Genomic DNA, 13,547 nt, shown 5'->3' on the forward strand with positions numbered 1-13,547 from the left:
CATTGGCCCGGGCGGCCTTGCCTCCCATATGGGCGGGATGATCCCGCTTTCCATTCTCGATCTCGCCCCGGTGCCCCAGGGCGCGGATGTCTCTCGTGCCCTGGCCAATACGCTTGACCTGGCCCGCCATGCCGACACGCTCGGCTATCGACGCTACTGGCTGGCCGAACACCACAACATGCCCGGCATCGCCAGCGCGGCGACCTCTGTCCTGATTGGCGCAGTGGCGGCGGCGACCCGTACGATCCGGGTCGGGGCCGGCGGCGTGATGCTGCCCAACCACGCCCCGCTGGTCATTGCCGAACAGTTCGGCACCCTCGCCGCCCTGCACCCCGGCCGCATCGATCTGGGGCTGGGGCGCGCGCCCGGTTCCGACCAGGCCACGGCCCAGGCCCTGCGCCGCACCCTGTCCGGCGACGTCGACGCCTTTCCGCAGGACGTGATGGAGCTGATTCACTGGTTTGCCCCGGCCCAGTCTGACCAGCGCATCATCGCCAATCCCGGCGAGGGTCAGGATGTGCCGATCTGGATCCTCGGGTCCTCGACCTACGGGGCCCGGCTGGCAGCCCATCTGGGCCTGCCCTACGCCTTCGCCAGCCATTTCGCGCCGGGCGAGATGATGCGCGCCCTGCAGGTCTATCGTGACGACTTTCGGCCGTCAGAGCGGCTGGCCGAGCCCTATGTGATGCTGGGCTACAATGTCTTCGCGGCCGAAACGGACGAGGAGGCGACACATCTGTTCACCTCGCTGCAGCAGGCCTTCGTCAATCTGCGCAGCGGCCGCCCCGGCAAGCTGCCGCCGCCGGTCGACGGCTATGGTGACCGGCTGTCAGGGTCAGAGCGGGCGATGATCGATCAGGCGCTGGCCTGCTCGGCCGTCGGGTCTCCGGCCACGGTTCGGGCGCGCATTGAGGCGTTTGTCGACAAGACCGGCGCGGACGAGCTGATGGTTACGAGCCAGATCTGGGACCACGAGGCGCGGCGGCGGTCGCTCGCTTTGCTGGCCGAGGCGTGGGCGTTGCCCGCTTCGGCTTGACGGGGGCCGGGTCGGGGATCGCAGTCTTCCAGGCGGCCCCCAGATCAATGGCTGCCAGCAGGTCCTGGGCGGGGTCTCCGGGCAACAGCCCGTACAGTCGGCCCCGCAGGTAGCGGCACCGCACCAGCAGGCGCGAGGCCTCGGCCAGGGCCGGCAATGTCTCATAGCCACCGATGTCTTCCAGCCGGGCATGACGCCAGCCCTTTTCCGGCGGGTGCTCGACAATCGCGGCCCAGCGCTCCTCGGGACTCAGGGCGTCGCCGATGAAGGTCCAGCGCTTGCCGCGGGGCCCGCGCCGGTAGTCGCCGGCCTGCACCGGCAGACCGTGCTTGTGATAGAGGGCGAGGGCCGCCTGTTCGATCCCGGACAGTCGATCGTCGAGGCGTCCGTCAATCGGCGGCCGCTGCGGCCGTCGCGGCCCGGTATCCGCCGGTTCCTCGGCCTGATCGGCAGCGGTCTCTGTAGCGAGGGGCATGACCAGTCCACGCCAGCCGGAGCGACGGATCCGGGTCCATTTCTGGCGCAGGCGTGTTACGAGGTTCGGCTTCATCTCAGTTCACCGATAGGGCGCTGGTGACCGAGACGTCATAGATGACGCGGGTGATGCTCTGGACGAAGTCGAAGAATTTCCGCGCCTCGGCAGCGCCTGAGCGCGGCGCATACAGCATGTCGTCCGGCTGGATGGGGAAATTCCCGGCGGTGAACACCCCCGCCGGATCGGCCAGGTTCAGCCGGTAGACCACAGGCACGCCGCGCACGGTGGCCGGCTGCACCAGCCCCAGGGCCGCGGCCACTTCCGGCCGTTCAAAGCGGAACACCAGAACCGAGCGGGCGTCGGCGGTATTGGTGTCCAGCCCACCGGCCCGGCTCAGGGCGGCCCCAAGGGTGAGGGGACCGGCCCCCATGTCGATCTGGCTGACCGTGCCCAGGGCCCCGAACGCCGAGTAGCGGCGCGGCCGGTAGCGCAGGTTGATCTGGTCGCCGCGCGCCAGTCGCACATTCTCGCCGAAGGTCGAGGTCACGGTCGACAGGGGGGCGGTGAAGGTCAGGCCGTCGCGCTGGACAGCGACCTCGATATCCTCAACCGGACGGGCGGTGCCGCCGGCGGCGGCGATCACGTCCAGAATTCGATCGGCCCCGACCGCGAGCGGGGCGCGGCCCGGATTGCGGACCTCGCCCAGAACGGTGACGGCATTGGACGGGCTGGCGGCGATCGAGACCACCACCTGGGGTGCACCGACCTTTCCGATCAGGGCCCGGCGCACCGCTTCGGCGGCCTGGGGACCGGTCATGCCCGCGACCTGGACGGGACCGGCGAACGGGACGCCGGCCGCGCCGTTGCGATCGACCACGACCGGCGGCAGGGACGATCCGCCGGACGCCGCCGCACCACTGGCCGACCGGCCGCCAAACAGCGCCCCGCCCGGCTCGAAGACGGCGATCGACAGGGTGTCACCGACCGCGATCACATCGGACGGAGCCGTGCCTGCGGCAGCGGCGAGCGAGGCGTCGCTGGCGGGCGTGGCGGCCTTGATCCGCTCGACGGTGGTATAGTCGAGGTCGACCACGGCATAGCCGCCGGCGACATCGGCTCCGGTGGAACCGGCGTCGAGGGCCCGGGCCGATGGACCGTCCGCGGGCAGGGTCGAACACCCCGCCAGGGCCATCAGGATCAGCAGCGTGAACAGGGGTCGCGTCATGGGGCCTCGAAACCTCGGCGGTCCCCTTCTGACTACCGGGGTTTCCGGCCGGGAGCCAGTCCGCTCAGACAGGCAGGCCGATGAAGGCGGCGACCTGATCGAAATGCGTGGCCCAGGTGGGCGGCGCATAGGCCGGGGCGACAGGCGGCGAGTCGGTGGCGGCCTGCAGGGCCGACAGCCAGCCGAGACCATCCAGGGGATCGACCAGCCGGGCTCCGGAGACCAGTTCCCGGTGAACCGGAATGTCGGACGCGATCAGCGGCACGCCCATGGCCATGGCCTCAACCGCAGGCAGGTCAAAGCCCTCGACCGAGGAGGGGGCGACCACGGCGCGGGCCCCCCGCATCAGCCGCGCGAGCGAAACGTCGGACAGTCCCGCCGACTGGTGCACCAGACCCTGCAGGTTGGGTGAGCGCTGCAGGTGATCCAGCACGGCCTCATTCTCCCAGCCGTAGCGTCCGACCAGAACCAGCCCGGGCGTGCGGGGGCCCATGCGCTCCTGCAACCGCCGCCACAGGGTCAGCAGGAAGGCCAGGTTCTTGCGCGCCTCGATCGTACCGACATGGACGAAATAGGGGGCCGGCGAGGGCAAGGTTCCGCGTGTCAGGAAGACCGGTTCCAGGCCCAGGGGGATGGCCTTTACCGGCGGCGTGCTCAGCGCCTCCCTGTCGGCGAAGGCCCGAAGCTGATCGGCCGTATATTCAGAGTTGACGATGATCCGGTCGGCATGACGCAGGGCGTAGCTCACCCGGCGATGGTGGCGGGCCCGGTCGCCGGGCCGGCAGAACTCCGGGTGGGTGATGGGGATCAGATCGTGGATCATGATTGTCGACGACACGCCCCGGCGGGCCAGGTCGGCGAGGATGGCGGGGGTGTTCAGGGCGGTATGGCCGACGCTGATATAGGCCTGGCCGGGAGACGGCGGCGGCAGCGGGCGGGATGTCAGGGCCTGACTGACAGACCGGACGCGGCGAAGCGACAGGGGCGGCGCGCCCGGCTCGACATCGAGGATAGACGGTCCCCGCGTTTGACCGGTCAGGGCCCGGACGAGGGCCTGTTCATTCGCGGTCTCTGGTTCGTCGCCGGACCAGCGTTTTCGCACCGTCCGAATTTCTCGCCGGTAATGCGTTGCGTCGACAGCGCGCAGGCGGTTGCGCACCGTCGCGACCGGGACCACCCGGATGTCCCGCCGTGCCGCCAGCCATTCGGCGTAGGCGAGGCACACCCGGTCGACCCCGGTCGGGGCGTCGCGGGCGCTCCGGTCAAGCAGGCGGCCGGCGTCAAACAGGACAACGGGCTTCATCACACCCCGAGCCGAGCGTACAGGTCGACCAGCCGGGCCTGACAGACCTCGGGACTGAATTTGGCGGCCTGCAGCGGCCCGCGCGCCGAGAGTTCGGCGGCCAGATCGTCGTCGGATCCCAGACGGCGGATTTCCCGGGCCAGGGCGGCGACGTCATAGGGGTCGACGAGGATGGCGGCGTCGCCGGCGACTTCCGGCAGGGAGGCGGCCGTCGAGGTTATCACCGGCGTACCCAGCAGCATCGATTCCAGCACCGGCAGGCCGAAGCCCTCATAGAGGGACGGGAACACCGTCGCCCGGGCCCCGCGGATCAGGCTGACCAGCATCGAAAACGGCAGATAGTCATAGAGTTTGATCCGCTTCTTCCGGACCTTCTTGTCCCGGCGCGCCTGATGCATCAGCGCCGTTTCCTCCTCATCCAGCCAGGCCCGCCCGCCGACCACCACCAGCGGCAGCTCGGACCCCGAGGCCAGGTACGCCTCAACGATGCGGGCCAGGTTCTTCTTGGGCTCGATGGCGCCGAAAAAGAGGAAATAGCCCTTCCAGCCCAGCTTGAAGACGCCTTCGAGCTCTGTGGCCACGGCCTCGTCGCTCGCGGCGCGCAGGCGTTCCGGAATGGAGACCGACTGCCAGGTGGTGGTGACCCGCTCCTCGGCCACGCCCAGCAGTTGGATGACGTCGCGGCGGGTCGCCTCGGAGACCACGGCGATATGATCGGCCTTGCGGGCGAGGCCGCGGCAGACCCCCAGGAACTGGCGCTTGTTGTCCAGCGTCGTGTGCGGCAGCCGCAGCGGGATCATGTCGTGGATCGTGTACACATTGGCGGCCCCTCGGGCATGTACGGGCAGGACGGTGGTCCAATGCACGACGTCGGGGCGCGAGACCTGTGGGTGCCCGGCGAAGGTGACGGGCGTGAAGGTCTGGTGGCTCCTGAAAGCCCGATTGGCAGTATGAAAAAGCCGGGGCGCGCTCCAGAAGGCCGCAGCCGGCGGGCGTCCGCCACCGCGGGCGGGCCAGATAATGTCGTCGGTCACCGGCACGGCGTGGGCGGTGCGCCCGAACCGGGCGGTCGCGGACTCGACCATCTGCCGAACCCGGTTTCCATCGGGCGTATAGGCATCGGTCAGGGCGATCTCGTTCAGGATCGGGCGTTTGCTGATGTTGGCATGGGGCCCGTAGAGAACCTGGGTTTCCATGCCGATGGCGTTAAGGTTCGACAGCAGATTGCGCCCGTAGGTGGCGATGCCGGAGCCCTTGGGCAGGGCGAGGTTGAAGCCGTCAATACAGACCGTGGGCATGGAGGAAGGCTTCCGTCGCGGGCTTCGTCTCCTCAGGAGACGTAACCGGCCTGCATGAGTTCAGCGATATGGACGATGGCGACCGGGCGGTCCTGCACGGTCACGAACAGGTTGGAAATCTTGTTCTGGACGATCAGGTCTACCACATCGCTCATCCGTGCCGCGGGTCCGACCACCTTGGGGTTGGGGCTCATGATGTCCGCCGCGACCAGGGCGGCAATGTCCCGGGTAAAGGCCCGGCGCACGTCGCCGTCGGTGATGATGCCCGCCAGGGTGCCGTCGGGACCGACCACCGCAACAGCGCCCTTGCGCCCTTCGGTAATGGCCGAGACAACTTCACTGAAGGGAGCGTCGAGCGGCACGGTCGCCGGCGGGGCCGGACGGTCCCCCATCCAGTCCCCGACGCTCTGCAGGCTCATGCCCAGCTTGCCGCCGGGGTGATGCAGACCGAAGGCCTCGGCACTGAAGCCGCGTCGGTCCATCAGCACCATGGCCAGGGCATCGCCGAGCGCCAGGGTCATCAGGGTCGAGGTCGTCGGTGCCAGATTGTTGGGACAGGCCTCGGCCACCTTCGGCATGGTCAGGCAGACGGCCGAGTTGCGGCCGAGGAAGCTGGTCGGCCGCTGGGTCATGCCGATCACCGGAATCCCTTCACGCTGGCAGAAGATCAGCGGATCCCGCAGTTCCCGGCTCTCGCCTGAGTTGGAGATGGCCAGCAGGGTCGTATCGTGGCGCAGCATGCCGAGGTCGCCGTGGCTCATTTCCGCCGGGTGGACGAAGAAGGCATTGGTGCCCGTGGAGGCCAGCGTCGCCGCGAGCTTGCCGCCGATGTGCCCCGACTTGCCCATCCCGGTGACCACCAGATAGCCGGGGCGCCCCAGGATGATGTCGCAGGCCCGGCCCAGACTATCGTCCATGGCCCCGTCAAGGGCCTGCAACGCCGCGATATTGAGTCGGATGACCTCGTGTGCCCGGGTTAGCATGGCGGCAGCTTCGGCTGGCGAGGAGGGCGTATTGGCGACAGTCATGGCCCGGAATTGCCGCATCCGGCTCCCTTTCACAATGCCGCGCGGTCAGTCAGTCGGTGTCGGGCCGCGCAGAAATTCACAAAAGCCTCAACCTTTCGCCGCCTGTGGCGTTACCCTCGGCCTATGGGGATGTCCGGACAAGACCCGCAGGCGGCACCGCTGCCTGATCGAACCACGCTGGCGCGGCCCCTGCCGCCGCCGCCCGCGCGCCTGTCTCGACCCGCCCTGTTCCTTGACCTTGATGGCGTGCTGGCCCCGCTCGCGCCCACCCCTGAGGCCGTTGTGCCGGACCCGCGTCGCACGGCGGTCCTTCGGGCCGTGCTCGAGCGTCTCGACGGACGGGTCGCCATCATCAGTGGACGCACCCTGGCCGAGGTCGACCGGATCAGTGAGGACGCGGTGCGTTCGGCGTCCGGCGTCCATGGTCTGGAACGGCGCAGCGACGACGGCACACTTGTCGTGGGTGACGCCGCGCCGGCGGTCCGGACGGCGATCGCGGCCTTTCATGACTTCGCCGCGGATCGTCCCGGCATGATCGTTGAGGACAAGGTCGTATCGGCCGGGCTCCATTTCCGCGGCGCGCAGGATCAGGCCGGTGCGGCCCGGGACCTGGCCGGACGCCTGGCCGAGGACACCGGCCTTTCGCTCCAGTTCGGCAATCTGGTGGCCGAGCTGAAGACCCCCGGCACCGACAAGGGTACCGCCCTGACAGCCTTCATGGCCGAAGCCCCGTTCCAGGGGGCGACGCCGGTGATGGTCGGCGACGACCTGACCGACGAGCACGGCTTCGAGGCTGCCACGGCCCTGGGCGGTTTCGGCGTGCTGGTTGGCCCGCCCAGGCCGACGGCAGCGCGTTTTGGCCTGAAGGACGTGGCGGCAGTGCTCGACTGGCTGGACTCGCTGAGCGTGGACCCGGAATGAAACAATCCCTAGATCTGGCCCCGATCGGCAACTGTTCTGTCAGCGCCCTGATCGACCGGTGCGGTCGCTTTGTCTGGGCCTGCGCGCCCCGCGTGGACGGTGATCCGGTCTTTTCGGCCCTGATGGACGGTGACGATCCCGACCATGGCTTCTGGGAAGTGTGTCTCGCCGATCTGAAAAGTGTCGAGCAGGCCTACATCAAGAACACGCCGGTGCTTAGGACCGTGCTGACCGCCGCGGACGGAGCGGCGGTCGAGATCATCGATTTCGCGCCCCGGCATCACAAGCATCACCGCACCTATCGACCCGTCGCCTTCGGGCGGATAGTCCGCCCGCTCGTGGGTGCGCCGCGAATCTCCGTCCGACTTCGCCCATCCGCCGATTGGGGTGCGCGTCGTGCCGAGGTTACGTCCGGCTCCAACCACATCCGCTATCACTGCACCGACGTGACCCTGCGGCTGACGACGGACTGCCCGGTGTCGCACATTCTTGAGGAACGGATCTTCCGTCTGGAGACCCCGCTGGCCTTCTTCCTCGGTCCCGACGAAGGCTACGACCAGGAAGTCGGGCCCGGCGTGGCGGCGACGCTGGATCGCACGGTCGTCTACTGGAAGGACTGGGTACGCACCCTCTACATCCCGCTCGACTATCAGGACGCGGTGATCCGCGCGGCGATCACCCTCAAGCTCTGTGCCTATGAAGAGACCGGGGCCATCGTCGCGGCCATGACCACCTCGGTTCCGGAGTTTCCCGAGAGCGGGCGCAACTGGGATTACCGCTACTGCTGGATCCGCGACGCCTATTATACGGTCCGGGCGCTGAACCGGCTGGGTGCGGTCGACATTCTCGAGAACTATCTCGTCTACCTGCGCAATCTCGTTGACAACTCCGCCGGCGGCCATGTCCAGCCGGTCTATGGCGTCGGTCTGGAGGCCGGGCTGGGCGAGCGGATCGTCGATAGCGTCGAAGGCTATCGCGGCATGAAGCCGGTCCGGGTCGGCAATCAGGCGCACGAGCATCTGCAGCACGACGTCTACGGCCAGATCGTTCTGCCGCTGGTTCAGTCCTTCTATGATCAACGCCTGATCCGACCGGGGTCGATTGAGGATTTTTGCGCGCTGGAGGCGGTCGGCGACCGTGCCTTCGCCCTGTACGATCAACCGGACGCGGGCCTGTGGGAGTTTCGCACCATCGCCCGGGTGCATACCTATTCGTCGGTCATGTGCTGGGCGGCCTGCGACCGGCTGGCCAAGGCCGCGCGCGTTCTGGCGCTGGAAGACCGCGCCAAGGTCTGGGCCCAGCGGGCCGACACGATCCGCGCGCGGATCGAGGCCGAGGCGTTTGTCCCCGAGGAGGGGCGCTTCGGAGCCAGTTTCGGCGGTAAGGAACTGGACGCCAGCCTGCTGCAGCTGGTCGACCTCGGCTTTCTCGATCCGATGGATCCGCGCCAGGTGGCGACCTTCAACGCCATCGAACGGGACCTGAAGAAGGGCCCCTATCTGTTTCGCTACGTGGAGCCCGACGACTTCGGCGAGCCCGAGACGGCGTTCAACTTCTGCACCTTCTGGTTCATCGAGGCCCTTCACCTCAATGGTCGCACGGCCGAGGCGCGCGAGATTTTCGAACAGATGCTGAGCCGGCGCACTCACGCCGGCCTGTTGTCCGAAGACATCGCCCTGGGCAGCGATGAGTTGTGGGGCAACTACCCGCAAACCTATTCGCTCGTCGGCATCATCAATTGCGCGGTGCTGCTGAGCCGTTCGTGGACGGACGTCCGATGAGCCGGTTGATCGTCGTCTCCAACCGGGTCTCGGCCCCGACTGACGCCGCCGCCGGTTCCGTCGGGGGACTGGCCATGGCCCTGTCTGCGGCTCTGAGGAAATACCACGGCCTGTGGTTCGGCTGGTCCGGTGAGACGGTCGACACTTTCACTGGTGAACTGAAGGTCGAGGATCGCGCCGGGGTCAGCGTCGGCCTGGTCGACCTCGAGGCCCAGGACGTCGACGAATATTACAATGGCTATGCCAACAAGACGCTGTGGCCCCTGTTCCATCACCGGGTCGATCTGACCGCCTATGAGCGAAGCTACGGTGAGGGCTATGAGCGGGTGAACCAGCGGTTCGCCGAGGTTCTGGCCCCACTGATCGAGCCTGACGACATCATCTGGGTCCATGACTATCATCTGATCCCGCTAGCCCGGGACCTGCGTCGGCTGGGCGTGAAGAACCGGATCGGTTTTTTCCTGCATACGCCGTGGCCGGTGCGGCAGTTGCTGGTGACCCTGCCGCATCACCGCCGGCTGGTGGAGTCGATGTTCGACTACGACCTGATCGGCTTTCACACGCGCGAATGGCTGGATCTGTTTCGGGACTATGTTGCGGCGGAAGTCGGAGGCACCCTGACCGGCAACGACGGCATGGAGGCCTTCGGACGGCGGCTACAGGGCGGGGTCTTCCCGATTGGCATTGACGTCGAGGGCTTCCTGGAGGCCTGCAAATCGCCGCTGGGTGTCCGGACCTATGATCGCATGCTGTCCTCGACCGCCTTTCGCTCGTTGATCGTCGGCGTGGATCGGCTCGACTATTCCAAGGGGCTGGAGGAGCGGCTGCTGGGCTATGAGCAGTTTCTCGAGGACAATCCCGACATGCGGTCCGAGGTCCTGCTGCTGCAGATCACGCCCATTTCCCGCGACGACGTTGACACCTATCAGGATATTCGTGGACGTCTCGATTCCCTGGCTGGCCGTATCAACGGGGCCTATGCCGAGATGGACTGGCAGCCGATCCGTTATCTCAACCGTACCTACCGCCGGGACCAGCTGGCCGGCATCTATCGGGCGGCCCGCGTCGGCCTGGTGACTCCGCTGCGGGACGGGATGAATCTGGTGGCCAAGGAATACGTCTGTGCCCAGAATCCCGATGATCCCGGCGTGCTGATCCTGTCGCGCTTTGCCGGGGCGGCGGCGGATATGGGTGAAGCCCTGATCGTCAATCCGTTCAGCCGCGAGGAACTGTCCGACGCCATCCAGCGCGCCCTGACCATGCCGCTGGAAGAACGGAAGCGGAAATGGGAGTCCCTGATGCAGGTGGTGCGCGATACGGACGTGAGTATCTGGCGCGACGACTATGTTTGTGCCCTGCGCAGTGTCGAGATCGGTCGGGATGGTATGGGGGGGCGGACGCCCCCCCATACCGACGGCCTCAACGCCTGAGCGACGGCACCCTCAATAGATCTCGAACAGGCCGGCTGCACCCATGCCGCCGCCGATGCACATGGTGACGACGCCGTATTTGGCCCCGCGCCGCTTGCCTTCGATCAGGACGTGGCCGGTCATCCGGGCCCCCGACATGCCGTAGGGGTGGCCGATCGAGATGGCACCGCCCGACACATTCATCCGGTCATTGGGAATGCCCAGCCGGTCGCGGCAGTAGATGACCTGGGTCGCGAAGGCCTCGTTCAATTCCCAGATGCCGATATCGTCGACCGTCAGGCCGTGGCGCTCCAGCAGTCGGGGGACCGCGAACACCGGGCCGATGCCCATTTCATCCGGCGCGCAGCCGGCGACGGCCATGCCGCGATAGGCTCCGAGCGGGGTCAGGCCGCGACGTTCCGCCTCCTTCGCCTCCATCAGCACCGAGGCCGAGGCCCCGTCCGACAGCTGCGAGGCGTTGCCGGCGGTGATGTACAGACCCTGTTTGATCTCCTCGCCGCCGCCGAACACCGGCTTCAGTGACGACAGGCCTTCCAGGGTGGTCTCGGGCCGGTTGCCCTCGTCCATGGCTATGGTGACTTCCTTCGCCGACGCCTGGCCGGTGGCCTTGTCCATGACCTGCATGATCGTGGTCATCGGCACGATCTCGGCATTCAGGTGACCGGCGGCCTGGGCCGCGGCCGTGCGCTGCTGGGATTGCAGGGCGTATTCGTCCTGGGCCTCGCGACTGATCCCATAGCGGGCCGAGACGACCTCGGCCGTCTCCAGCATCGACATATAGACGTGCGGCTGAAGCTTCAGCAGCGCTTCGTCCTTCATCCGGTACAGGTTCATGTGCTGGTTCTGGACCAGTGAGATCGACTCAAGCCCACCCCCGACCGCCACGATCTGGCCGTCGTGGGTGACCTGTTTGGCCGCCGTGGCGATGGCCATCAGGCCCGAGGCGCACTGGCGGTCCAGGCTCATGCCCGCCGTGGTCACCGGCAAACCCGCCGCCAGCGCCACCTGACGGGCGACATTGGTGCCGGTCGAGCCCTGTTGCAGCGCCGCGCCCATGACCACGTCCTCGATTTCGGCGGGATCGACGCCCGAGCGCGCCACGGCATGACGTACGGCATGGGCCCCCAGCTGCTGGGCCTGGGTGTCGTTGAAGGCCCCGCGATAGGCCCGACCGATCGGGGTGCGGGCGGTGGAGACGATGACGGCTTCGCGCATGGTGGATTCTCCGAGAGCGTTTTGTTTCAGAACCTACTTATGTACGGCTTGCGCTTTCGACAACTCGATCATGCCCTGTGCGGCGCCCATTTCGGGCACGATCTCGCCGCTGCGGTCGGAGATCTCCTTGAAACGGGCCGCGACCTGTTCCGGCGCATCCTGGCCGGCGATCCATGCCCCCTGGGTCAGGGTGATATAGGCCCGCTCGAAGCCTCCGGCCCCGGCAGCGAGGATGCAACGGCTTGGAGCGTCATCGCTGACCAGATTCAGAAGCCCGGGGGTGACCATTTCCGGCTCCAGCAGTTCCAGCGGCAGTCTGGCCCCGAGATCCTCGGTCATTCGAGTATGGGCTGTGGGGGCGAGGCAGTTGACCCGGATGTCGTTCCTGGCCCCCTCAATCGACAGGGTCTGCATCAGCCCGACCAGCGCCATCTTAGCCGCGCCATAATTCGACTGCCCGAAATTGCCGTACAGGCCGGAGGATGAGGTGGTCATGACGACGCGGCCATAGTTGGCGTCGCGCATGATGTCCCAGACCGCCTTGGTGCAGTGGACCGCCCCCATCAGATGGACGTCCATGACGAAGCGGAAATCGTCCAGATCCATCTTGGCGAAGGTCTTGTCGCGCAGGACGCCGGCGTTGTTGACCAGGATATCGATCCGCCCCCAGCGGGCCATCGTCGCCTCGACCATCGTCTGGACGGCTGCAGCGTCGGTCACCGAGGCGGCGTTGGCCATGGCCTCGCCACCAAGAGCCATGATTTCGGCCACGACCGAGTCGGCAGCGCTGCTGGAACCGCCCGATCCGTCCCGTGCCCCGCCCAGATCATTGACGACGACCCGTGCGCCCCGGGCGGCCAGGGCCAGGGCATGCGATCGCCCCAGACCGCCGCCGGCCCCGGTCACGATCGCCACTCGGCCGTCGAAACGCATCGTCATTTGTATTTCTCCATGGAGTTCCGGACTCTCCTAGCAGGCGTTTCTAGCCGGAAAACCGGCATTTGTGTTGAAATGGCGCCACAGTCGCCACATTGATGGTCGCAATGGGGAACCGCTAGGGTATAATCCCGTTCGGTGATGGGATCGCCACGTAGTAAGCGTAGGCATTCGGGCATCTAAATTTTTTTGTGAGGACACAATGAAGCTGAAACTCCTGGCAAGCGTTGCGGTAGCGGGGCTTTTCGCCGCCGGTGCTGCGGCGGCTGAGCCGAACGGCTGGTACGGTGCGATTGACGCCGGCTGGCACTCCGCCGACGTTGAAACTGACCAGAACGTTGATTTCTCCGTCGAAGATGACTGGGCAGGCTTTGCCCGTCTCGGCTACCGGTTCGACCAGAACTGGCGCGTCGAGCTCGAGGGCGGCATGCGCAAGGGTCCGCTGGGCGAAGTAACCAACGCCACCTCGGGAGCAGCCTTTGTTTGTAACACGACGCCGGCGATCGGCGCGTGTAACGCACCGGACGGCGACATCGAAGCGGTCACCCTGATGGTCAACACCATCTATGACTTCGGTTCCGCCAGCTCGGCCCTTCGGCCGTTCGTCGGCATCGGTGCCGGTGTCAACCGCGTTGATACCCGCTTTGGCGGGACATTCGCCACCAATCGCGCCCGTGGCATCACCGCCGACGACGCCTCGACCGAACTGGCCGCCCAAGCCTTGGCCGGTGTGGCCTGGGCCTTCGGTGACCGCGGTCACGTCGACCTGACCTACCGCTACCTCGTCTCGAACATGGCGTTCGATGCTACCACCAGCGCACCGGTGACGACGACAGAATACGGCGGTCGCTACACCGATCACTCGGTGACCCTGGGTCTGCGCTATGCGTTCGGTGCCT

General features: G+C 67.0%; 12 protein-coding genes. 5 read left to right on the forward strand and 7 right to left on the reverse strand.

The annotated features are described in order from the left end of the window. Positions 1–37: 37 nt before the first annotated feature. Entirely contained in the window at positions 38–1,036 is a 999-nt protein-coding gene (locus AAC067_RS12915) for an LLM class flavin-dependent oxidoreductase (RefSeq protein ID WP_339933153.1), read from the forward strand. Here AAC067_RS12915 and AAC067_RS12920 read toward each other — a convergent pair. The 5 genes from AAC067_RS12920 to AAC067_RS12940 form a co-directional block, all read right to left on the reverse strand. After that, the gene (locus AAC067_RS12920) at positions 951–1,586 is read right to left on the reverse strand and encodes a hypothetical protein (protein WP_339933155.1); all 636 of its coding nucleotides are present in this window, start codon (positions 1,584–1,586) and stop codon (positions 951–953) included. The genes AAC067_RS12915 and AAC067_RS12920 overlap by 86 nt on opposite strands. A 1-nt stretch (position 1,587) precedes the next feature. Next, positions 1,588–2,736, reverse strand: coding sequence for a polysaccharide biosynthesis/export family protein (locus AAC067_RS12925; RefSeq protein WP_339933157.1), 1,149 nt, complete (start codon positions 2,734–2,736; stop codon positions 1,588–1,590). Between the two features lie 64 nt (positions 2,737–2,800). After that, positions 2,801–4,039 (reverse strand): glycosyltransferase family 1 protein, encoded by a 1,239-nt coding sequence (locus AAC067_RS12930; RefSeq protein WP_339933159.1) that lies wholly within the window; start codon positions 4,037–4,039, stop codon positions 2,801–2,803. Then, entirely contained in the window at positions 4,039–5,337 is a 1,299-nt protein-coding gene (locus AAC067_RS12935) for a glycosyltransferase family 1 protein (RefSeq protein ID WP_339933161.1), read from the reverse strand. The genes AAC067_RS12930 and AAC067_RS12935 overlap by 1 nt, the downstream gene beginning before the upstream one ends. A 32-nt stretch (positions 5,338–5,369) precedes the next feature. Then, complete coding sequence (locus AAC067_RS12940; protein WP_339933163.1) at positions 5,370–6,365, reverse strand: KpsF/GutQ family sugar-phosphate isomerase; 996 nt, start codon at positions 6,363–6,365, stop codon at positions 5,370–5,372. A 129-nt stretch (positions 6,366–6,494) separates the two neighbouring features. Here AAC067_RS12940 and otsB point away from each other — a divergent pair, with 129 nt between their 5' ends. Genes otsB through AAC067_RS12955 form a run of 3 tightly spaced genes read left to right on the forward strand, consistent with a single transcriptional unit; the run spans position 6,495 to position 10,497 of the window. Further along, positions 6,495–7,286, forward strand: coding sequence for a trehalose-phosphatase (otsB, locus tag AAC067_RS12945; protein ID WP_339933165.1), 792 nt, complete (start codon positions 6,495–6,497; stop codon positions 7,284–7,286). Further along, positions 7,283–9,067: a glycoside hydrolase family 15 protein gene (locus tag AAC067_RS12950; protein WP_339933167.1), complete on the forward strand. Its 1,785-nt coding sequence runs from the start codon at positions 7,283–7,285 to the stop codon at positions 9,065–9,067. Before otsB ends, AAC067_RS12950 begins: the two co-directional genes overlap by 4 nt. Beyond that, positions 9,064–10,497 carry a trehalose-6-phosphate synthase gene (locus AAC067_RS12955; protein WP_339933209.1) on the forward strand — a complete coding sequence of 478 codons (1,434 nt, stop codon included), beginning with the start codon at positions 9,064–9,066 and terminating at the stop codon, positions 10,495–10,497. Before AAC067_RS12950 ends, AAC067_RS12955 begins: the two co-directional genes overlap by 4 nt. Positions 10,498–10,509: 12 nt before the next feature. Here the strand turns inward: AAC067_RS12955 and AAC067_RS12960 are convergent, their stop codons facing one another. Continuing rightward, positions 10,510–11,712 (reverse strand): acetyl-CoA C-acyltransferase, encoded by a 1,203-nt coding sequence (locus tag AAC067_RS12960; protein WP_339933169.1) that lies wholly within the window; start codon positions 11,710–11,712, stop codon positions 10,510–10,512. A 33-nt stretch (positions 11,713–11,745) separates the two neighbouring features. Then, on the reverse strand, positions 11,746–12,651 hold the full coding sequence (locus tag AAC067_RS12965; protein WP_339933171.1) for an SDR family NAD(P)-dependent oxidoreductase: 906 nt from the start codon (positions 12,649–12,651) through the stop codon (positions 11,746–11,748). Between the two features lie 199 nt (positions 12,652–12,850). On the opposite strand from AAC067_RS12965, the gene AAC067_RS12970 reads away from it, so the two are divergent. Continuing rightward, a partial coding sequence (locus tag AAC067_RS12970) for an outer membrane beta-barrel protein (RefSeq protein WP_339933173.1) occupies positions 12,851–13,547 on the forward strand: 697 nt, incomplete at its 3' end.

The organism is uncultured Brevundimonas sp., assembly GCF_963977465.1.
Classification (GTDB): Bacteria; Pseudomonadota; Alphaproteobacteria; order Caulobacterales; family Caulobacteraceae; genus Brevundimonas.

Bases quoted from the DNA above. Each gene is read 5' to 3' on its own strand.
- AAC067_RS12960 (WP_339933169.1), bottom strand. From the start codon at position 11,712: ATGCGCGAAGCCGTCATCGTCTCCACCGCCCGCACCCCGATCGGTCGG.
- otsB (WP_339933165.1), top strand. From the start codon at position 6,495: ATGTCCGGACAAGACCCGCAGGCGGCACCGCTGCCTGATCGAACCACG.
- AAC067_RS12915 (WP_339933153.1), top strand. From the start codon at position 38: ATGATCCCGCTTTCCATTCTCGATCTCGCCCCGGTGCCCCAGGGCGCG.
- AAC067_RS12955 (WP_339933209.1), top strand. From the start codon at position 9,064: ATGAGCCGGTTGATCGTCGTCTCCAACCGGGTCTCGGCCCCGACTGAC.
- AAC067_RS12935 (WP_339933161.1), bottom strand. From the start codon at position 5,337: ATGCCCACGGTCTGTATTGACGGCTTCAACCTCGCCCTGCCCAAGGGC.
- AAC067_RS12925 (WP_339933157.1), bottom strand. From the start codon at position 2,736: ATGACGCGACCCCTGTTCACGCTGCTGATCCTGATGGCCCTGGCGGGG.
- AAC067_RS12930 (WP_339933159.1), bottom strand. From the start codon at position 4,039: ATGAAGCCCGTTGTCCTGTTTGACGCCGGCCGCCTGCTTGACCGGAGC.
- AAC067_RS12965 (WP_339933171.1), bottom strand. From the start codon at position 12,651: ATGACGATGCGTTTCGACGGCCGAGTGGCGATCGTGACCGGGGCCGGC.
- AAC067_RS12940 (WP_339933163.1), bottom strand. From the start codon at position 6,365: ATGACTGTCGCCAATACGCCCTCCTCGCCAGCCGAAGCTGCCGCCATG.
- AAC067_RS12950 (WP_339933167.1), top strand. From the start codon at position 7,283: ATGAAACAATCCCTAGATCTGGCCCCGATCGGCAACTGTTCTGTCAGC.
- AAC067_RS12920 (WP_339933155.1), bottom strand. From the start codon at position 1,586: ATGAAGCCGAACCTCGTAACACGCCTGCGCCAGAAATGGACCCGGATC.